The 19,452-nt window shown below is 60.8% G+C and carries 17 protein-coding genes and 2 tRNA genes; 6 read left to right on the plus strand and 13 right to left on the minus strand.

The features are described 5' to 3' along the window. Positions 1-12: 12 nt before the first annotated feature. Positions 13-2,721 carry a pyruvate dehydrogenase (acetyl-transferring), homodimeric type gene (aceE, locus tag IHV84_RS07435; RefSeq protein ID WP_198846382.1) on the minus strand — a complete coding sequence of 903 codons (2,709 nt, stop codon included), beginning with the start codon at positions 2,719-2,721 and terminating at the stop codon, positions 13-15. Positions 2,722-2,885: 164 nt separating this feature from the next. Here aceE and IHV84_RS07440 point away from each other — a divergent pair, with 164 nt between their 5' ends. The 5 genes from IHV84_RS07440 (at position 2,886) to IHV84_RS07460 (ending at position 9,911) form a co-directional block, all read left to right on the plus strand. Continuing rightward, the gene (locus IHV84_RS07440) at positions 2,886-5,447 is read left to right on the plus strand and encodes a PAS domain S-box protein (protein WP_198846383.1); all 2,562 of its coding nucleotides are present in this window, start codon (positions 2,886-2,888) and stop codon (positions 5,445-5,447) included. Further along, complete coding sequence (locus IHV84_RS07445; RefSeq protein ID WP_044396750.1) at positions 5,444-6,070, plus strand: response regulator transcription factor; 627 nt, start codon at positions 5,444-5,446, stop codon at positions 6,068-6,070. Before IHV84_RS07440 ends, IHV84_RS07445 begins: the two co-directional genes overlap by 4 nt. A 185-nt stretch (positions 6,071-6,255) precedes the next feature. After that, positions 6,256-7,107, plus strand: a complete 852-nt coding sequence (gene folD / locus IHV84_RS07450) for a bifunctional methylenetetrahydrofolate dehydrogenase/methenyltetrahydrofolate cyclohydrolase FolD (RefSeq protein ID WP_044396751.1) — start codon at positions 6,256-6,258, stop codon at positions 7,105-7,107. A 69-nt stretch (positions 7,108-7,176) separates the two neighbouring features. Further along, positions 7,177-9,210, plus strand: a complete 2,034-nt coding sequence (locus tag IHV84_RS07455) for a M3 family metallopeptidase (RefSeq protein ID WP_198846384.1) — start codon at positions 7,177-7,179, stop codon at positions 9,208-9,210. A gap of 41 nt (positions 9,211-9,251) precedes the next feature. Next, positions 9,252-9,911, plus strand: a complete 660-nt coding sequence (locus IHV84_RS07460) for a DUF4124 domain-containing protein (protein WP_198846385.1) — start codon at positions 9,252-9,254, stop codon at positions 9,909-9,911. Between the two features lie 75 nt (positions 9,912-9,986). Here the strand turns inward: IHV84_RS07460 and rpiA are convergent, their stop codons facing one another. Next, positions 9,987-10,676, minus strand: coding sequence for a ribose-5-phosphate isomerase RpiA (gene rpiA, locus IHV84_RS07465; RefSeq protein WP_198846386.1), 690 nt, complete (start codon positions 10,674-10,676; stop codon positions 9,987-9,989). Positions 10,677-10,713: 37 nt separating this feature from the next. Between rpiA and IHV84_RS07470 the strand changes: the two genes are divergently transcribed. Then, positions 10,714-11,805, plus strand: a complete 1,092-nt coding sequence (locus tag IHV84_RS07470; protein ID WP_067512462.1) for a quinone-dependent dihydroorotate dehydrogenase — start codon at positions 10,714-10,716, stop codon at positions 11,803-11,805. Positions 11,806-11,912: 107 nt separating this feature from the next. On the opposite strand, the gene IHV84_RS07475 is transcribed toward IHV84_RS07470, so the two are convergent. From IHV84_RS07475 to hscB, 11 genes are all read right to left on the minus strand, one after another. After that, positions 11,913-12,236 (minus strand): hypothetical protein, encoded by a 324-nt coding sequence (locus tag IHV84_RS07475; protein ID WP_233099888.1) that lies wholly within the window; start codon positions 12,234-12,236, stop codon positions 11,913-11,915. Beyond that, a complete protein-coding gene (locus IHV84_RS07480) occupies positions 12,233-12,628 on the minus strand; it encodes a phage holin family protein (RefSeq protein ID WP_198846387.1) in 396 nt (131 codons plus the stop codon). Before IHV84_RS07480 ends, IHV84_RS07475 begins: the two co-directional genes overlap by 4 nt. 38 nt (positions 12,629-12,666) lie before the next feature. Next, complete coding sequence (locus IHV84_RS07485; RefSeq protein WP_067512465.1) at positions 12,667-12,969, minus strand: DUF883 domain-containing protein; 303 nt, start codon at positions 12,967-12,969, stop codon at positions 12,667-12,669. Between the two features lie 186 nt (positions 12,970-13,155). Beyond that, complete coding sequence (locus IHV84_RS07490) at positions 13,156-14,262, minus strand: NAD(P)/FAD-dependent oxidoreductase (protein WP_198846388.1); 1,107 nt, start codon at positions 14,260-14,262, stop codon at positions 13,156-13,158. Positions 14,263-14,307: 45 nt separating this feature from the next. Next, positions 14,308-15,348, minus strand: coding sequence for a histone deacetylase family protein (locus IHV84_RS07495; protein ID WP_198846389.1), 1,041 nt, complete (start codon positions 15,346-15,348; stop codon positions 14,308-14,310). Positions 15,349-15,547: 199 nt separating this feature from the next. Then, positions 15,548-15,622, minus strand: a tRNA-Val gene (locus IHV84_RS07500). Positions 15,623-15,669: 47 nt separating this feature from the next. After that, positions 15,670-15,744: transfer RNA gene (locus IHV84_RS07505), tRNA-Val, on the minus strand. Positions 15,745-15,840: 96 nt separating this feature from the next. Continuing rightward, on the minus strand, positions 15,841-16,557 hold the full coding sequence (dnaQ, locus tag IHV84_RS07510; RefSeq protein ID WP_066691882.1) for a DNA polymerase III subunit epsilon: 717 nt from the start codon (positions 16,555-16,557) through the stop codon (positions 15,841-15,843). Continuing rightward, positions 16,557-16,895, minus strand: a complete 339-nt coding sequence (gene fdx / locus IHV84_RS07515; protein WP_066691884.1) for an ISC system 2Fe-2S type ferredoxin — start codon at positions 16,893-16,895, stop codon at positions 16,557-16,559. The genes dnaQ and fdx overlap by 1 nt, the downstream gene beginning before the upstream one ends. A 23-nt stretch (positions 16,896-16,918) precedes the next feature. After that, on the minus strand, positions 16,919-18,781 hold the full coding sequence (gene hscA, locus IHV84_RS07520; protein WP_198846390.1) for a Fe-S protein assembly chaperone HscA: 1,863 nt from the start codon (positions 18,779-18,781) through the stop codon (positions 16,919-16,921). A 65-nt stretch (positions 18,782-18,846) separates the two neighbouring features. Beyond that, positions 18,847-19,365, minus strand: coding sequence for a Fe-S protein assembly co-chaperone HscB (gene hscB, locus IHV84_RS07525; RefSeq protein ID WP_198846391.1), 519 nt, complete (start codon positions 19,363-19,365; stop codon positions 18,847-18,849). Positions 19,366-19,452: the final 87 nt, after the last annotated feature.

Raw genomic sequence — 19,452 nt, forward strand, 5'->3', positions numbered from 1 at the left:
CTCCGTCTCGGGTTAGGCGTACAGCGGGTTGATCTTGTCGGCGTTGATGCCGTACTTGGCAATGGCTTCTGCCACCTTGGACACGTGCACCACGCCGTCGTCGGCCAGCGCCTTCAGGGCGGCGATCACGATGTAGTGGCGGTTCACCTCGAAGTGCTCGCGCAGCTTGCTGCGGAAGTCTGAGCGGCCGAAACCGTCGGTGCCCAGCACGCGGTAGCTGCGGCCCTTGGGCACGAAGGGGCGGATTTGCTCGGCATAGGCCTTCATGTAGTCGGTCGATGCCACCACGGGGCCGCTGCGGCTGCCCAGCTGGCGGGTAACGAACGGCACGCGTGGGGTTTCCAGCGGATGCAGCAGGTTCCAGCGGTCAGCGTCCTGGCCTTCACGGGTCAGTTCGTTGAAGCTTGGGCAGCTCCACACGTCGGCCTGCACGCCCCAGTCGGCGGCCAGCAGGGTTTGGGCTTCCAGCGATTCACGCAGGATGGTGCCCGAGCCCAGCAACTGCACGCGCTTGTCGCCATCGGCGCCAGGCTTGCACAGGTACATGCCCTTGATGATCTGCTCTTCCGTGCCGGGCAGCAGGCCAGGCATGGCGTAGTTCTCGTTGAGCAAGGTGATGTAGTAGAAGACGTTTTCCTGGCGCTCCACCATGCGCTTCAAACCGTCGTGCATGATCACCGCGACTTCGTGGGCGAAGGTCGGGTCGTAACTCACGCAGTTCGGGATGGTGTTCGCCAGGATGTGGCTGTGGCCGTCTTCGTGCTGCAGGCCTTCGCCGTTCAGCGTGGTACGGCCCGAAGTGCCGCCCAGCAAGAAGCCACGCGCCTGCATGTCACCCGCCGCCCAGGCCAGGTCGCCAATGCGCTGGAAGCCGAACATCGAGTAGTACACGTAGAACGGGATCATGATCCGGTTGTTCGTGCTGTACGAGGTGGCCGCTGCAATCCAGCTGGCCATGCCGCCGGCTTCGTTGATACCTTCTTGCAGGATCTGGCCGGCTTTGTCTTCCTTGTAGTACATCACCTGGTCGCGATCGACCGGGGTGTAGAGCTGGCCCTTGGGGTTGTAGATACCGATCTGGCGGAACAGGCCTTCCATGCCGAAGGTACGGGCTTCATCCACCAGGATGGGCACCACGCGGGGGCCCAGGGCCTGGTCGCGCAGCAGCTGCGTGAGGAAGCGCACATAAGCCTGGGTGGTGGAGATTTCACGGCCTTCCGCCGTGGGCTCCAGGATGGCCTTGAAGGTGTCGAGTGACGGCACCGTGAAGCTCTCATCGGCCTGGGGACGGCGCTGGGGCAAATAGCCGCCCAGGGCCTTGCGGCGCTCGTGCAGGTACTGCATTTCGGGCGTGTCATCGGCGGGCTTGTAGTACGGAATGTCGGCCAGCTGGCTGTCCGGGATCGGAATGTTGAAGCGGTCGCGGATGTACTTGATGTCCTCGTCCGACAGCTTCTTGGTCTGGTGCACGGTGTTTTTGCCTTCACCGGCCTTGCCCATGCCGTAGCCCTTCACGGTCTTGACCAGCAGCACGGTGGGCTGGTTCTTGTGCTCGTTGGCGGCGTGGAAGGCGGCGTACACCTTGGCGGGCTCGTGGCCACCGCGGCGCAGCTCGAAGATTTCTTCGTCGGTCATGTGCTCGACAAGCTTGGCGGTCTCGGGGTACTTGCCGAAGAAGTTCTTGCGAACAAAAGCGCCGTCGTTGGCCTTCATGGCCTGGTAGTCGCCGTCCAGGGTTTCCATCATCAGCTGCTTGAGCTTGCCGGTCTTGTCGCGGCGCAGCAGCTCATCCCAGCCGTTGCCCCACAGCAGCTTGATCACGTTCCAGCCTGCACCGCGGAACTCGCCTTCGAGTTCTTGCACGATCTTGCCGTTGCCACGCACGGGGCCGTCCAGGCGCTGCAGGTTGCAGTTGATGACGAACACGAGGTTGTCGAGGTTCTCGCGCGCGGCCAAGCCAATCGCGCCCAAAGATTCGGGTTCGTCCATCTCGCCGTCGCCGCAGAACACCCAGACCTTGCGGTTCTCGGTGTTGGCAATGCCACGGGCGTGCAGGTACTTGAGGAAGCGGGCCTGGTAGATCGCCATCAGCGGGCCCAGGCCCATAGAGACGGTAGGGAACTGCCAGAACTCGGGCATCAGCTTGGGGTGCGGGTAGCTGGACAGGCCCTTGCCATCCACTTCCTGGCGGAAACTGTCGAGTTGCTCTTCGCTCAGACGGCCTTCCAGATAAGCGCGAGCGTAGATGCCGGGGGCGCTGTGGCCCTGGATGTACAGCAGGTCACCACCATGGTTTTCGCTGGCGGCGTGCCAGAAGTGGTTGAAGCCGGCACCGAACATGCTGGCCACGGAAGCGAAGGAGCCAATGTGGCCACCCAGATCGCCGCCGTCCGCAGGGTTCAGGCGGTTGGCGCGCACCACCATGGCCATGGCGTTCCAGCGCATATAGGCGCGCAGGCGCTTTTCAATGGCGATGTTGCCGGGGCAATGGGCTTCCTGCTCAGGCTCAATGGTGTTCACGTAGCCGGTGTTGGCAGAAAACGGCAGGTCGATGCTGCTTTGCCGGGCATGTTCCAGCAGTTGCTCTAGCAGGGAATGGGCGCGCTCGGGGCCCTCTTTTTCAATGACGGCGGACAGGGCATCCATCCATTCGCGGGTTTCTTGTTGATCCGCGTCGGTGCCGATACCGAGGCCGGCCTGTGGGTCGGGCTGAGCTGACATGCTTTGTCTCCTGTGAGTTGCAGCTGGCAAAAATTGTGGCGTAGTTTCGCACAATTCGCCTTCATTTCAAATGGTGCCCGTATGTTTCATATTGCGATAAATTGCTGCAAACGCACATAATTTCAGCTGCTGAAAAGGGCATGGCCGTCCCCTACACTTCAGTCATGGAAACGACAAGCCCAGAGACCACACCAGCCCCCGAGCCATCGGCCATTGCCGCGCCCGCACGCTGGTGGCGCAAGTGGTGGCGCAGCCTATCGCCCACGCGCCAGGACCGGTTTGCCGCCCTGGCACCCCTGGCTGCGGTGATGATGTTTCTGGCCGCCATCGTGGCCGCGTTCTGGTATCTGCGCGCGGAGGAGGCCGAGCGCGAGCAAGAAGCCCTTCGCCGTGACGTGGAATATGCGCAGCAGCGGGTTCGCCTGCGCCTGCTGGAACGCCAGGAACAACTGATGCGCATTGCCCGCGACATTTCCAACCAGGAGCTGGAGCGTGCGGAATTTGTGAACAGGGCCGAGGCCCTCATCAGCCAATACCCCGAATTGCAGGCCATCACCTGGATTGATGAGCGCCGAAAGATTCGTGCCAGCCATGCAGCGCCCACGCTGCCCAGCCAGCAGTTGCGGGTGGCCGGCGAGCTGCTCAAGCCTGGAGAGACCGCAGACACCTATGGCTTGGCTCGTGACCTGCAGCAACCGGTTTACGCACAGCCAGCCGCCGCGAAGGGGGATGCGTCGCCCTTGCTGCAATTGCAGGTGCCTTTGAACAACCAGGGCAAGTTCGCAGGCGTCGTGCTGGGCGAGTACTCCATCGACAGCCTGCTGCGCTATGGCACTCCTACCGAAGTGCTGGCGCGCTATGCAGTTACGTTGATGGACGCCCGTAACCAGGTGCTGGCAGGCACCCCCCTGCCCCCGCGCAACCCCGCCACCCAGTTGCTGCCCTGGACGCCCAAGGCCAACGAATACGAAGTGCCGGTGTCCCCCGTTGGCAATGGGTTGGTGCTGCGTGCGCAGGCTTACCGAACCTCGCTTGGCGTGGTGGGGAGTGGCTTGTTCTGGCTGGTGGGCACGCTGAGTGCCATGACGGCCTGGATGCTGATTGCCACCTGGCGCCACACCCGCAGGCGCATGCAGGCGCAGCAAGCCCTGGTGGCTGAGACCAACTTCCGTCGCGCCATGGAAAACTCCATCCTGACCGGGATGCGCGCGCTGGACATGGAAGGACGCATCACCTACGTGAACGCGGCGCTGTGCCAGATGACCGGCTGGAGCGAGGCCGAACTGGTGGGCCTGAAGCCCCCCTACCCCTACTGGCCCAAGGAAGACCATGAATCCCTGCACGCCAAGCTGCGAGACGAGCTGAGCGGCCGCAGCGTGACCGGCGGATTCCAGGTGCGCGTGCAGCGCAAGAATGGCACGCTGTTCGATGCCCGCTTGTATGTCTCGCCCCTGATTGACGCCCACGGCCAGCAAACCGGGTGGATGACGTCGATGACCGACATCACCGAGCCCAACCGCGTGCGCCAGCAGCTCACTGCTGCGCATGAGCGGTTCACCATCGTGCTGGAGTCGTTAGACGCCTCGGTGTCGGTGGCGCCGCTGGGCAGCGAAGAGCTGCTGTTTGCCAACAAGCTCTATCGCCAATGGTTCGGATCCCAGACGGCGGGGCACCTGCAGCTGGTGGCCCAGGCCGGAGTGCTGCCGGTCGCCAGTAACAGCGGGGTGGATGACGAGGATGGCCTGATGGGTCTGCCCACCGACCCTTTGACCAGCGCCCGGTCTGAAAACGCCGAGATTTACCTGCCCGACCTGGGCAAATGGCTGGAAGTGCGCTCACGCTACCTGAACTGGGTGGACGGCCGCTTGGCGCAGATGGTGATTGCCACCGACATCACGCCCCGTCGCCTGGCCGAAGAGCAGGCCGAGCGCCAGGCGGAGCGAGCCCAATCGGTCAGCCGCCTCATCACCATGGGTGAAATGGCCTCCAGCGTGGCCCATGAACTCAACCAACCGCTCACGGCCATCAACAATTACTGTTCGGGCATGGTCTCGCGCATCCAAAACGGGCAGATCACCGAAGAAGCGTTGCTTTCGGCACTGCAAAAAACCGCCCACCAGGCGCAGCGTGCGGGCCAGATCATCCAGCGCATCCGTGCCTTTGTGAAAAAGAGCGAACCCAACCGCACTTTGGCCGACGTGCACAGCATGGTGTCTGAAGCCGTGGAGCTTGCAGACATTGAACTGCGCCGTCACAACGTGCGCCTCACCCACTACATTGCCGCTCGCCTGCCGCCCGTGATGGCCGACACCATCCTGATCGAGCAGGTGCTGGTCAACCTGATGAAGAACGGCGCCGAGTCCATCCAGCATGCGCAGCGCCCTCCTTCGGGCCGCAGTGTGGAGTTGCGCGTGGTTCCCAAGCACACGGAAGAGGGGGAAGTGGTTGAGTTTTCGGTGCAGGACACGGGCAAAGGCCTGGCCCCTGAAGTACTGGAGCGGCTGTTTGAAGCCTTCTTCTCCACCAAGCAGGAAGGCATGGGCATGGGCCTGAATTTGTGCCGCAGCATCGTCGAGTCCCACCAGGGAAGGATGCAGGCGCAGAACATCTACAATGGAACGGACGTCGTTGGCTGCCGGTTCTCCTTCTGGCTTCCGCTGGCAAAGCCTGCCGATGACACTACAAACTCTGTAGCAAACGAGCAAACTCCGAGGACAATTGCATGAGCTTGATTCCGAAAAAAGGCACGGTTTACGTTGTAGATGATGACGAGGCCGTGCGCGATTCGCTGCAATGGCTGCTGGAGGGCAAGGATTACCGCGTACGCTGCTTTGATTCGGCTGAGACCTTCCTCTCGCGCTATGACCCGCGCGAAGTGGCCTGCCTGATTGTGGACATCCGCATGGGCGGCATGACGGGCCTTGAATTGCAAGACCGGTTGATCGAGCGCAAGTCGCCACTTCCCATCGTTTTCATCACCGGCCACGGCGACGTGCCTATGGCGGTGAACACCATGAAAAAAGGCGCGCTGGATTTCATCCAGAAGCCTTTTGATGAAGAAGAACTGCTGGGCTTGGTTGAGCGCATGCTGGACCATGCCCGCGAAGCGTTTGCAGGCTTTCAGCAAGCCGCCAGCCGCGATGCCCTGCTCTCCAAGCTCACCAGCCGCGAAGCGCAGGTGCTGGAACGCATCGTTGCCGGCCGCCTGAACAAGCAGATCGCCGACGACCTGGGCATCAGCATCAAGACCGTGGAGGCGCACCGCGCCAACATCATGGAAAAGCTCAATGCCAACACCGTGGCCGACCTGCTGAAAATTGCCCTCGGCCAGAACGCGCCCAAGGCCTGATTGCTCCTATTTTCATAGCTGCCTGCGCTTATCCAATCTGCGCTGGCAGCTGTTTTTAGGCTCTTCTAGCGAATGCTAGTGATGCACTCGATAAATGTCGTACGTCGAAATCGTCGTTTACAGACGTGCGGCGATTTCCATCACTACTATTCGCTAGAAGAGCCTGTTTTTATTTGTAAAACAGAATGACTGCTCAACTCATCGACGGCAACGCCCTCTCCCGCCAACTGCGCACCCAAGTGGCCGAACGTGCCGCTGCCCTCAAAGCCAGGGGCGTGACCCCCGGTTTGGCAGTGATCCTGGTCGGCGACAACCCGGCCAGCCAGGTGTACGTGCGCAACAAGGTCAAGGCCTGCGAAGACAGTGGTTTGTACTCTGTGCTGGAAAAGCACGATGCCAGCATGACCGAGGCAGAGCTGCTGGCGCGTGTAGAGGCGCTGAACAACGACCCCAGCATCCACGGCATCCTGGTGCAATTGCCGTTGCCTGCCCACATTGATGCACAAAAGGTGATCGAAGCCATCTCCCCCGCCAAGGACGTGGACGGGTTCCACATTGCCAGCGCAGGCGCACTGATGACCGGCATGCCTGGCTTCTGGCCCTGCACGCCCTACGGCTGCATGAAGATGCTGGAGAGCATTGGCTACGACCTCAAGGGCAAGCACGCGGTGGTGATTGGCCGCAGCAATATCGTGGGCAAGCCCATGGCCTTGATGCTGCTGCAAAAAGACGCCACCGTCACCATTTGCCACTCGCGCACGGCTGACCTCAAGGCCCAGACCCTGCAGGCTGATGTGATCGTCGCCGCCGTGGGCAAGCGCAACGTGCTGACTGCCGACATGGTCAAGCCCGGCGCCGTGGTGCTGGACGTGGGCATGAACCGCAACGACGAAGGCAAGCTCTGCGGTGATGTGGACTTTGAAGGCGTGAAGGCCGTGGCCGGCCACATCACCCCTGTGCCCGGTGGTGTGGGCCCCATGACCATCACCATGCTGCTGGTCAACACCATGGAAGCCGCAGAGCGCGCTGCCGGTTAATTCGGGCAGAAAGCCTTTTCGGCTGTATTGCAACTTGAACCTGCGCGCTGCGCCGCTATCTACATCCGCATGAGCAACGCCCTTCTCGACTTCTCCGCCCTGCCCGCGTTTGATCGCATCCAGCCTGCCGACGTCGGCCCCGCCGTCGATGCGCTGCTGGAAAAAGCGAACGCAGCGCTTGAAACCGTGACCGCGCCGGACTTTCCGGCCGAATGGAACGCCATTGCCAAGGTGCTGGATGTTGCCACCGAGCAATTGGGCATTGCCTGGGGCAGCGTGAGCCACCTCAACAGCGTGGCCGATACGCCGGAGCTGCGTGCGGCCTACAACGCGGCACTGCCACAGGTCACCGAGTTTTGGACACGCCTGGGTGCGGATGAGCGCCTGTACGCCAAGTACAAGGCCATTGACCCCGCCACGCTCAACGCCGAGCAGCAGCGTGCTCACCACAACGCCATTCGCAATTTTGTGTTGAGCGGCGCTGAACTGACTGGCCCCGCCAAAGAGCGCTTCGCGCAAATCCAGGAGCGCCAGGCAGAGTTGAGCCAGAAGTTCAGCGAAAACGCCCTGGATGCGACGGATGCCTTTGCCTACTACGCCACTGCCGAAGAACTGGAAGGCGTACCGGCCGATGTGCAGCAGGCTGCGCTGGCCGCTGCCAAGGCCGAGGGTAAAGATGGCTACAAGCTCACGCTGAAGATGCCTTGCTACCTGCCGGTCATGCAATTCGCCCAACGTGCGGATCTGCGTGAAAAGCTCTACCGCGCTTTCGTGACACGCGCTTCCGAACAAGCCGAGGGCGATGCCCGCAAGTTTGACAACACTGCGCTGATCAATGAAATCCTGGCACTGCGCAAGGAAGAAGCGCAGCTGCTGGGCTACGCCAATTTTGGCGAGGTGTCGGTGGTGCCGAAGATGGCGAAGTCGCCCGCCGAAGTCATTCACTTCTTGCGTGACCTGGCCCACCGTGCACGCCCTTACGCTGAAAAAGACGTGGCTGACATGCGCGAATTTGCCCGCACTGAGCTGGGTCTTGTGGCGCCTGAAGCCTGGGATTGGCCCTACATTGCAGAAAAGCTCAAGGAAGCACGCTATGCCTTCAGCGAGCAAGAGGTCAAGCAGTACTTCACAGCACCCAAAGTGCTGGCGGGGCTGTTCAAGATCATCGAAACCCTGTTCGAGGTAGCGATTCGCCGTGACAGTGCACCCGTGTGGCATCCCTCGGTGGAGTTCTACCGCATTGAACGCAACGGTGAACTGGTAGGCCAGTTCTACCTGGACCAGCCCGCCCGTACCGGCAAGCGCGGCGGCGCCTGGATGGATGACGTGCGCACCCGCTGGTTGCGCCCGGATACCGGCAAGCTGCAAACCCCCGTAGCCCATCTGGTCTGCAACTTTGCCGATGGCGTGGATGGCAAACCTGCGCTGCTGACGCACGACGACGTCATCACCCTGTTCCATGAGTTTGGCCACGGCCTGCACCACATGCTCACGCAGGTCAACGAGCGCGACGTGTCGGGCATTGGCGGTGTGGAATGGGATGCAGTGGAGCTGCCCAGCCAGTTCATGGAGAACTTCTGCTGGGAGTGGGATGTGCTCAAGCACATGACGGCTCACGTCGAGACCGGAGAGTCGTTGCCCCGCGCGTTGTTTGACAAGATGATTGCCGCCAAGAATTTCCAGGCAGGCATGCAGACACTGCGCCAGATTGAATTTGCCCTGTTTGACATGCTTCTGCACACCGAGCACGACCCGGCCAATGATGTGATGCCTTTGCTGGCCAAGGTGCGCGATGAAGTGGCCGTCTTGCAGCCTCCGGCTTTCAGCCGCACGCCCCATACCTTCAGCCATATTTTTGCGGGCGGCTACGCGGCGGGCTATTACAGCTACAAGTGGGCCGAGGTGTTGAGTGCCGATGCCTACGCAGCCTTTGAAGAAACAGTGGGGGCTGACGGCCAGCCGAGCATTGAAACAGGTCGCCGCTATCGCAAGGCAATTCTGGAAGCCGGCGGTAGCCGCCCAGCCATGGAGTCATTCAAAGAATTCCGTGGCCGTGAGCCGCAACTGGACGCCCTGCTGCGCCACCAGGGAATGAGCCAATAAGCCCCATTCCTGGGATACAGCCCTTCTTGAGGAGAAACCATATGCTGCCCAAAGTTTTGTCTTTGTCCCTGATGCTTGCATTGCTGTCGGTGGGAGCCCATGCTCAAACCGTCTACCGCATCGTTGGCCCTGACGGGAAGGTGACGTTCTCTGACCGGGCCCCCGATACGGCCGCCAAACCGGCGCAAACGACAGCAGGTACGCCCGGTAGCTCCTCTGCTGCGGGCGCAGGTCTGCCTTTTGAACTGGGCAAAGTGGCAGCGCGTTTTCCGGTCACTTTGTACACCGGCCAGAACTGCGCACCCTGCGATACGGCACGGCGCATGCTGGAAGCCCGGGGTGTGCCTTTCTCTGAACGCACGATCAACACGTCGGAAGACCTGCAAGCCCTGACAAAGCTGGGCAGCGATTCGAGCTTGCCTTTCGCCACCATTGGCGGGCAGCAGCTTTCGGGCTATTCGGATTCGGAATGGAACTCCTACCTTGACGCAGCGGGTTACCCAAAGACTTCGCAGTTGCCCAGCAACTACCGCCGTCCTGCAGCAACTCCGCTGACACCACCCAAGCCAGCGCCTGCTGCGGCAGCGGCTGATACGGCTCCTGCTGCGACCGAAACTGTGCGTCGATTGGCCCGCCCCCCTGTGGCCGCACCCGATCCGAATGCCCCCAACCCGAACAACCCTGCGGGAATCAAGTTCTGATAACACTCAGGTTGTAAACAAAAAGGGGTGCCCGAAGGCACCCCTTTTTTATAGCTGACTGCTGATCGGCTCAGATCAATAAGTCAAGGTTTGCACCCCTTGGGCGGTACCCAGCAAGCACACGGCCGCCTTCTGGTGGGCAAAAACGCCCACAGTCACTACGCCAGGCCACTGGTTCACTTGCGATTCAAATTCCAGCGGGTTTTGAATGGAAAGGCCCGTGACATCCAGGATGTGCTGCCCGTTGTCGGTCACGAGGGGCTTGCCATCTTTCAGCCGCACCTTGGCCACCCCGCCCATGGCTTCAAAGCGGCGGGCAATGTGCTGTGTGGCCATGGGGATGACTTCCACCGGCAACGGAAACTTGCCCAGCGCCTCCACGCGCTTGGACTCGTCTGCGATACAAACAAACCGCTGCGCCAGGGCAGCCACGATCTTTTCACGGGTCAAGGCGGCACCACCGCCCTTGATCATGTTGCCGTTGCCGTCGATTTCGTCTGCACCATCGATATACACCGCCAACGACTGCACTTCGTTCGCATCAAACACCGGAATACCCAGAGCCTGAAGACGCTCTGTGCTGGCCACAGAGCTGGATACAGCCCCCTTGATGGTCGACTTGATACTGGCTAAAGCATCAATGAACTTGTTGACGGTGGAGCCCGTGCCCACGCCCACGATGTCGCCGGGCACCACGTATTGCAACGCGGCTTGGCCTACCAGGGTCTTGAGTTCGTCTTGGGTGAGTGAGGAAGGTGTCGTCATGGGAGAAAATCGAAGGTAATTCTTCAATTATCGTTCCATGTCTCTCATCCCCTACTCCCTCACCCGCTCCTTTCTGTTTGGCATGGACCCGGAGGCCGCGCATGACCTGACCATGGACATGCTGGCCAAGGGGCAACGAACCCCGTTGCAGTGGGCCTGGTGCCAAACGCGTGTGGACGACCCTGTGGAACTGGCCGGTTTGCGTTTTCCGAATCGGGTGGGAATGGCTGCCGGGCTGGATAAAAATGCCAGGTGCATCGACGCCTTGGGCGCCATGGGCTTTGGCTTTGTCGAGGTGGGTACCGTCACCCCCAAGCCCCAGCCAGGCAACCCCAAGCCGCGCATGTTCAGACTGCCCGAGGCCCGTGCACTGATCAACCGCCTGGGGTTCAACAATGAGGGCCTTGATGCATTCATCCACAACGTGCAGCGGGCTCAGTTCCGCAAGCAGCATTGCGCAACACCCATGTTGCTGGGGCTGAACATTGGCAAAAACGCCAGCACGCCCATCGAAAATGCCACCAGCGACTATCTTGCGTGCCTGGATGGCGTATACCCGCATGCCGATTACGTGACCGTCAATATCAGCTCGCCCAACACGCAAAACCTGCGGGCTCTGCAAAGCGACGAAGCACTGGATGCTTTGTTGGGAGCCATTGCCGAGCGGCGTGAGTGGCTGGCGAACCAGGAGTTGCCACACGCAGGTAGCGCTGGACGCACCAAACGCAGGGTCCCTATTTTTGTGAAGATTGCTCCCGATCTGGACGAGGTACAGGTCGGGGTGATTGCCAGCACCCTGCAACGCCATGGCATGGACGGAGTGATCGCCACCAACACCACCATCGCGCGCGATGCCGTGCAGGGCATGCCCCACTCCACAGAAACGGGTGGTCTCAGCGGAGCGCCGGTGCTGGAGGCCAGCAACCGTGTGATTCGTCAGCTCAGAGCAGCGCTGGGCCGTGACTTTCCGATTGTGGGTGTCGGCGGCATCATGAGTGCCAAAGATGCCGTTAGCAAAATCGAGGCGGGTGCCGACGTGGTGCAGATCTACACCGGGCTGATTTATGAAGGCCCTGCACTGGTAGAGCAGGCCGCCAAGGCCATCAAGGCTTCACGGATTAAACGCTGAAGTTAGCAGTGCAGTGGTGGGTCTGTGGAAAGACCCGGCTGCATGCGAATTGCTGGCCGCAACACTGGCCTGGCCTCACTTGCAGCGGGCGCCCTGTTCTGGCGTGATCAGCGGCGAAAGCGCAATATCCAAGGCAGCGCGACGCTGGCCCAGCGCACGAGGCGGCTGGGGCCAAGTGCCATTGCAGCGCCTGCCAAAGCGACCACTGCCGCTGGATGCTGCTTGGCAAATGCCACACAGCGCAGTACGAGTGAATCGTCGCCAATTCCAGCAGCACCGGCCTCCGCAGCGCTGTTGGCTTGCGCATAGGCCTTGCGGCGGGCCTGAATCCGTTCCCGTTGCGCAGCAATCCGATGGAGGATCTTTTGCTGTGCAGGCGTGGCAGGCCCCTGAGGCTCCTCTGGATGCATAGAAGGGGTTGGGTCACTCATAGCATATCCTTGATGTCACGCCAGTCCTGCGCAAGCTCGCGGCGCGTTAAAGGAAATCCGTCTTCCGCCCGCTGTACGCTGCGCAGTAGCGCGACGAGCAGGCCAAGCCAAGCGGCCAACCAAACCCCGGCCACCACCCAGCCCGCAACGCTGCGGTACGGGGTGTCCCAAAACTGGACGAGCACGGCCATGGAAACCATGACCATGCTCACCACGGTCAATCCAGCCACCGCCATGGCCAGCACCAATACGCGCCGGATGTAGCGTTTCTGGTCTTGCCACTCCAGCTTGGCCAGCTCCATGCGATCTTCCACCGCGATGGCGCCTTCGATCGCCGCCACGCGCCAACGGGCGACGATCACATCCAGCCCTAACAAAGCCAGCCAATTCATAGCATGCCGTAGATCGAAAGAGTGGAAGCCACCGCGCTTTAACGGCGAGCCAGCAAAAAGCCCACGAGGGCGCCGACAGCCAAGGCGGCACCGGCCACGCGCCAAGGTTCGTCATGGGCGTAGCGGTCGGCAGCAATCGCTGCGTCCTTGGCTTGGCGAGCGGCGTCTTGCGCTGCACGAATGGCGGATTCACGGGCGGAGTGGATGCCGTCGTCCAGGCGTTGACGCAGCAGCTTGATCTCGGGAACGACGTCCAGGTCTTTGTTGGCCAGCAAGCCGCGCAAGTCAGACACCAGTTTCTCCAGTTCGCCTTGAGTGGTGAAGTGTTCAGATGTGTTCATGGCATTTCCTTTTTAAAAAGACAAGTTGAGACCTAAACCTGCAAAGCACCAACGGTGTCCGCATTGGATGCTGACATCAATGAGGTAACCATTGGAAGTGTCCGTGTGAAAGCATCTTAGCGCCGCTACACCCTGCCAGCCTGTAGGACATCGTCGCGTAGGGTTACAAACTTTGCAGGGAGTTGATCACCCACCCTGGCCGAGTAACTCTGCAACATGGTCAGCAATTGCCAGTGAACTGGTCAAGCCAGGGGATTCGATGCCGAAGAGGTTCACCAGGCCCGCGATGCCATGGTCTTGAGGGCCCTGGATACAGAAATCAGGCGCAGGCTCTCCGGGGCCATGAATTTTGGGCCTGATGCCCGCATAGCCGGGGACCAATGCACCGTCGGGCAGCGCAGGCCAATATTTGCGCACTTCGGCGTAAAACGCATCGCCCCGGCGAGGATCGACTACCAGGTCATCTGCGGAGTCCACCCACTGCACATCTGGCCCAAATTTGGCCTGCCCGCCCAAGTCCAGCGTCAGATGTACGCCCAAGCCCGCCGCCTCGGGCACAGGGTAAACCAAATGGCTGAAGGGGGCCTTGCCAGAGAGGGTGAAGTAGTTGCCTTTGGCAAACCGTGGCTCGGGCACATGAACCGGATCCAAGCCGGCAAATTGCCGCGCAAGTTGAGGGGCGTGCAGCCCCGCCGCATTGATGAGCAAGCGGGTTCTCAAACGGGTACCATCAATCGCTACTAAATCAATAGCGCCTTGCGTAATACCGGCGTGCGCCAAGGCCGAATTCAATGCAACAAGCCCCCCCGCGTTCTCCAGGTCCCCCTGCAGCGACAACATCAGCCCGTGGCTGTCGATGATGCCGGTGCTGGGCGAAAACAAGGCAGCGACGCATTCCAGCGCGGGTTCCATGACCTGCGCCTGGGCTCGATCCAGCCATTGCAAGTCCGTGACACCATTGCTGAGCGCACGGTCGTAAATGCTTCGGAGGCCTTCGCGCTGCTCATCTGAAGTAGCCACCAGCAACTTGCCGCACCGCCGGTGCTCCACGCCACGCTCCTGGGCATAGGCATAAAGCTGCTGACGGCCTGCAACGCACAAGCGCGCCTTGAGCGAGCCGGTGGGGTAATAAAGGCCCGCATGGATGACTTCGCTGTTGCGGGAACTGGTACCTGTGCCGATGGCATCTGCAGCTTCCAGCACCATCACTTCGAGCCCTTGCAAAGCAAGTTTTCGCGCGATAGCCAAACCCACTACACCCGCCCCGACCACCACACATTCCACTTGATCCATCGTTCCTCACCTTTTCTGTGGGTTCTGCTGTTTGTGGCTGCGGTCTCACCGATCCGCTTCAAAGCCGTGAATGACCTGGAGGGCGTTGGCCCCCAGCTCGGTGGCTGCATACCCACCTTCCAGCACCAGGACTGTCGGCAAGCCCAGGGCTGCCAACCTGCGGCCCAGGGTTGAGAAGTCTTCCGTGGTCAGCGCAAATTGCGAGATGGGATCACCCACATAGGTGTCCAGCCCCAACGACACCACCAAGGCATCGGGAGCATATTGAGAAATGCGAATGCAGGCCGCATCTAGGGCCGCAAACCACTTCGCGACGGAGCTGCCTGCGGGCAGCGGCAGGTTCAGGTTGAAACCCAACCCGGCGCCCTCGCCCTGCTCATCCGCATGCCCCAGATAAAAAGGATATTCGGTCAGCGGGTCGCCATGGATGCTGATGAAAAGCACATCTGCGCGCTGGTAGAAGATGCTCTGCGTGCCGTTACCGTGGTGGTAGTCCACGTCGAGCACAACCACCCGTTTGGCTCCTTGGTCTAACAAAGTCTGGACGGCCACCGCTGCGTTGTTCAGAAAGCAGTAGCCGCCCATGAAATCAGGGCCGGCATGGTGGCCCGGTGGTCGGGTGCAGCAAAATGCTGCGGGCGCGCCTGCGGCTATGCGCATGGCGGCACTGGCTGCGGCATCTGCGCCCGCTTTGGCGGCTTCCCAAGTGCCTTGGGCCAAGGGCGTTCCGTTGTCCATCGAGTAGAGGCCCAGCTTGGCAATGAAGTTGGTGGGTTCCACATCACTGCGCAATGTGCGCACGGGCCAGACCGATGGGAATGGTTGCGTGGTGGCGTTGACCGGGTCCAGCGCCACCCACTGCACCCAGGCGGATGCCAAAAAGTCGAGGTAGCGCTGACTATGTACCTTTTTTAGCGCTCCTGTGGCATCTGTGTCGGGGGCCAGCAGCTTGTAGCCCGCCTGGCGCAGTGCCTGCTCCACGTAATCGGCGCGCGCGGGTTTCTCAAAGCAGTCCACGCGATTGCCACGAAAAAACTCGTGTGCCGGCGCGTGCAGGTGATGTAGTGGGTTATGAAAGCTGATCATGTGGTGGCTCCGCCGCGATTGGCACCCAGTAGCCCTTCTGAGCAGGCGTGCATCTGGTGCAAAACGAAAGCGAACATTTGTTGAGACAGGCGCTTGATCATTGTGCCTGCAACCTGCCCCTGTCCCGAGCACGCCAACGTGTCTCTGTGAAGACACAAAGAAAAAAGCGCCTTGCAATGCTGCAAGGCGCTTTTGAATTTGGTGGGTGATACATGGATCGAACATGTGACCCCTGCCGTGTGAAGGCAGTGCTCTACCGCTGAGCTAATCACCCGTTGCGCTGCCCCAAGATTTGGGCAACACATCAATCAAAACTGCAAATGGTGGGTGATACATGGATCGAACATGTGACCCCTGCCGTGTGAAGGCAGTGCTCTACCGCTGAGCTAATCACCCGTTGCGCTNNNNACATGTGACCCCTGCCGTGTGAAGGCAGTGCTCTACCGCTGAGCTAATCACCCGTTTGCGTCAAGCCTTAGATTATGGCACAAATTAAACGGTCGCCGACAATTTTCGCCAAATTGTTTTGCCACCGCTGGATTTATCGATCTGCGTCATGACGTCTTCATGCGCGGCCAATTCCTGCTCATTGGCCGTGATGACCTGCAGCGTGAAACGGCTCAGGTCGACTTGTGCCGAGGCTCCGCCCTCCGCGCCTTCCTGCGCGTCGTCCACGATGAGCAACGCATCCTGGCCGCGGGTCAGGTTGATGTAGACGTCGGCCAACAGTTCTGCGTCCAGCAAGGCTCCGTGCAGCGTGCGGCCCGAGTTGTCGACGCCAAGGCGGTCACACAGTGCATCCAGGGAGTTGCGCTTGCCCGGATACATCTCCTTGGCCATGGCCAGGGTGTCCGTGATGCTGGCCACATAGGTGCTGAAGGGCGCCCGCCCGGTCAACTCCAGTTCCTTGTTGAGGAAGCCCACGTCGAACGCCGCGTTGTGGATGATGATCTCGGCGCCCTGCAAATAGTCCAAGATTTGGGGGGCCACATCGGCGAACTTCGGCTTGTCCTTCAGGAACTCGTTGCTGATGCCGTGAACCTTGAGCGCATCTTCATGGCTGTCGCGCCCTGGGTTGAAGTACAGGTGCAGGTTGTTGCCCGTGAGCTTGCGGTTGAGCAGCTCCACGCACCCCAATTCGATGATGCGGTCACCACCCTCGGCCGAAAGGCCGGTGGTTTCCGTGTCCAGAACAATCTGGCGGGACATCAGTGGTTTTCCTTGGCGTGGTTGATCGTGTACTTGGGAATCTCGATGACCAGGTCTTTCTGGGCCAGGATGGCCTGGCACGACAGGCGCGACTGCGGCTCCAGACCCCACGCGCGATCCAGCAGGTCTTCTTCCTCTTCTTCCGCTGCGTTCAAAGAAGCCAGCCCCTCGCGCACGATCACATGGCAGGTGGTGCAGGCGCAACTCATATCGCAGGCGTGCTCAATGTTGATCTGGTTGTCCAGCAAAGCCTCGCAAATGGATGTACCTGCGGGGGCCGTGATTTCGGTACCTGCTGGGCAGTATTCTGGATGGGGAAGAATTTTGATGACGGGCATGGCGTCTGGTTCAGTGCTTGAAATTAGAGGGATTGGACATTCTTGCCGGCCAGTGCCTGCTGAATGCCACGGTTCATCCGTTGTGCAGCAAAAGGCTCGGTGCCTTTGGCCAACGCTTCGGTCGCCGCTTCGATGACTGCTGCATCCTCCGCTTGGAGCTGATCGCGCAGGGCCTGCATCAGCGCGTTGATGCCAGCACGCTCCTGCGCTGTGAGCAGATCGCCATCGGCATCCAGTGCACTTTGGGTGGCCATCAGCATGCGGTCCGCGTCTACCCGGGCTTCCACCACGGCGCGGGCGCGCATGTCTTGCGCAGCGGTGGCAAAGCCGTCTTGCAGCATGCGCGCGATTTGCTCATCCGAGAGGCCATACGAGGGCTTCACATCAATGCGCGCTTCCACACCACTGCCCTGCTCTTTCGCACTGACGGACAAAAGGCCATCCGCATCCACCGTGAACGTCACCCGAATGCGGGCGGCACCGGCAGCCATGGGCGGAATGCCCCGCAGTTCGAAGCGCGCCAGGCTGCGGCAGTCTTGCACCAGATCGCGCTCACCTTGCACCACATGGATGGCAAGGGCGGTTTGCCCATCTTTGTAGGTGGTGAAATCCTGTGCCTTGGCCGTGGGGATGGTTTCATTGCGAGCCACGATCCGTTCCACCAGGCCACCCATGGTTTCAATGCCCAGCGACAGCGGGATCACGTCCAGCAACAGCAAGTCGCCTGCGGTGTTGTTCCCTGCGAGCTGGTTGGCCTGGATGGCTGCGCCAAGCGCCACGACCTCGTCAGGGTTCAGGTTGGTCAGTGGCTCACGGCCGAAAAATTCGGCCACAGCACGTTGCACCTGCGGCATGCGGGTCGAGCCGCCCACCATCACCACGCCCTTCACTTCTTCACGTTCAAGCTGGGCGTCACGCAGTGCTCTACGCACGGCTGCCATGGAGCGCGCGGTGAGAGCTGCAGTGGCCGCATCGAAATCTGCGCGATTCACATCAAATTGCACGTTACCGCCCGACAGATCAGCGCTAAACGCTACTTTTTCTGTAGCAGTCAAGGCTTCCTTGCAAGCGCGCGCTGCCAGCCGAATGGCTGCTTTGTCTGCAGGGCTCTGGACCGTGCAGCCAGTTTGGGCCACCACCCAATCGGCCAACGCCGCATCGTAGTCGTCCCCCCCCAAGGCAGAATCGCCGCCGGTGGCAATCACTTCGAACACACCCTGCGTCAGGCGCAGGATCGAAATATCGAAGGTACCGCCGCCCAGGTCATACACCGCGTACACACCCTCGCTGGCATTGTCCAGCCCGTAGGCAATGGCAGCGGCAGTGGGTTCGTTGATAAGGCGCAGCAGATTGATGCCTGCCAGCTTGGCTGCATCCTTGGTCGCCTGGCGCTGGGCATCGTCGAAGTAAGCAGGCACCGTGATGACAGCGCCGTACAAATCATCGTTGAAGGTGTCTTCGGCCCGGTAGCGCAGCGTTGCCAGGATCTCGGCGCTGACCTCTACGGGGGTTTTTACGCCGTCGGCCGTGGAAATGCTGACCATGCCGCCTTCTGCTGGCTGCACAAATTCGTAGGGCAATTGTCCAGCTTGTGCCACATCTTGCAAACCGCGGCCCATGAAGCGCTTGACCGACGCAATCGTGTTGCCCGCATCACTGGCCTGGGCGGCAACAGCCTGGTAGCCAATCTGGCGCCCACCTTGCCCCAGATAACGCACTACGGAGGGGAGTAGCACGCGTCCTTCGCTGTCGGGCAGGCATTCAGCCACGCCGTTGCGAACGGCTGCCACCAGGGAGTGCGTGGTTCCCAGATCAATACCCACCGCAATGCGGCGCTGATGGGGGTCGGGGGACTGTCCGGGCTCGGAGATCTGCAAAAGCGCCATGGAATTCTTGTGTTCTACGTGAGTGACCCTGGCGCGTTGGCCAAAGGTCGATAAGGTAACAGCTGCTATTGTCCCAGTTGCTCGCGTCGGCGATCGATGTCGTCGGCAAATCGCGCAATGAACATGAGGGCTCTCACTTGCTGCGCGGCCGCCGGGTAATCGCCTTGTTGGTCGATCAGCGCTTCACACCGCGCCAAACCTGCTTTGCGGGCCTGCATGACCTCATCTTCCAGAGCATCCACAGCAGCAGGGGTGGAGGCATCTTCCAGGGCTTCGCGCCATTCCATTTGCTGCATCAGAAACGCAGGGGGCATGGCGGTGTTGTCGTGGGCCTGGATAGACGCCCCATGGAGCTCGCACAGGTAGGCTGCGCGCCGCAGCGGATCTTTCAAGCGCTGGTACGCCTCGTTGATGCGCACTGACCACTGCATCGCCACCCGCTGGGCTGCGACACCTTGCGCCGCAAATTTGTCGGGGTGGGCTTCTTTCTGGAGTTCTTTCCAGCGGGCATCCAGGGTCGCCCGGTCTTGAGCAAAGCGCTCAGGTACACCAAAGAGTTCAAAGTCATTGGATTGCAGGTTCATGCTGCAGTGCTCGCAGAAAGATCAGTCGTGCTCAAGAAAAAACCGCCAACACACAGTGCGCTGGCGGTTTCATGGGGGACAGCCAAG

This window comes from Acidovorax sp. IB03, from assembly GCF_016406015.1.
GTDB lineage: Bacteria > Pseudomonadota > Gammaproteobacteria > Burkholderiales > Burkholderiaceae_C > Acidovorax > Acidovorax temperans.

Excerpts from the sequence above, each read along its gene's own strand:
- aceE (WP_198846382.1), bottom strand. The coding sequence starts at position 2,721 with ATGTCAGCTCAGCCCGACCCACAGGCCGGCCTCGGTATCGGCACCGAC.
- IHV84_RS07440 (WP_198846383.1), top strand. The coding sequence starts at position 2,886 with ATGGAAACGACAAGCCCAGAGACCACACCAGCCCCCGAGCCATCGGCC.
- IHV84_RS07445 (WP_044396750.1), top strand. The coding sequence starts at position 5,444 with ATGAGCTTGATTCCGAAAAAAGGCACGGTTTACGTTGTAGATGATGAC.
- folD (WP_044396751.1), top strand. The coding sequence starts at position 6,256 with ATGACTGCTCAACTCATCGACGGCAACGCCCTCTCCCGCCAACTGCGC.
- IHV84_RS07455 (WP_198846384.1), top strand. The coding sequence starts at position 7,177 with ATGAGCAACGCCCTTCTCGACTTCTCCGCCCTGCCCGCGTTTGATCGC.
- IHV84_RS07460 (WP_198846385.1), top strand. The coding sequence starts at position 9,252 with ATGCTGCCCAAAGTTTTGTCTTTGTCCCTGATGCTTGCATTGCTGTCG.
- rpiA (WP_198846386.1), bottom strand. The coding sequence starts at position 10,676 with ATGACGACACCTTCCTCACTCACCCAAGACGAACTCAAGACCCTGGTA.
- IHV84_RS07470 (WP_067512462.1), top strand. The coding sequence starts at position 10,714 with ATGTCTCTCATCCCCTACTCCCTCACCCGCTCCTTTCTGTTTGGCATG.
- IHV84_RS07475 (WP_233099888.1), bottom strand. The coding sequence starts at position 12,236 with ATGAGTGACCCAACCCCTTCTATGCATCCAGAGGAGCCTCAGGGGCCT.
- IHV84_RS07480 (WP_198846387.1), bottom strand. The coding sequence starts at position 12,628 with ATGAATTGGCTGGCTTTGTTAGGGCTGGATGTGATCGTCGCCCGTTGG.
- IHV84_RS07485 (WP_067512465.1), bottom strand. The coding sequence starts at position 12,969 with ATGAACACATCTGAACACTTCACCACTCAAGGCGAACTGGAGAAACTG.
- IHV84_RS07490 (WP_198846388.1), bottom strand. The coding sequence starts at position 14,262 with ATGGATCAAGTGGAATGTGTGGTGGTCGGGGCGGGTGTAGTGGGTTTG.
- IHV84_RS07495 (WP_198846389.1), bottom strand. The coding sequence starts at position 15,348 with ATGATCAGCTTTCATAACCCACTACATCACCTGCACGCGCCGGCACAC.
- dnaQ (WP_066691882.1), bottom strand. The coding sequence starts at position 16,557 with ATGTCCCGCCAGATTGTTCTGGACACGGAAACCACCGGCCTTTCGGCC.
- fdx (WP_066691884.1), bottom strand. The coding sequence starts at position 16,895 with ATGCCCGTCATCAAAATTCTTCCCCATCCAGAATACTGCCCAGCAGGT.
- hscA (WP_198846390.1), bottom strand. The coding sequence starts at position 18,781 with ATGGCGCTTTTGCAGATCTCCGAGCCCGGACAGTCCCCCGACCCCCAT.
- hscB (WP_198846391.1), bottom strand. The coding sequence starts at position 19,365 with ATGAACCTGCAATCCAATGACTTTGAACTCTTTGGTGTACCTGAGCGC.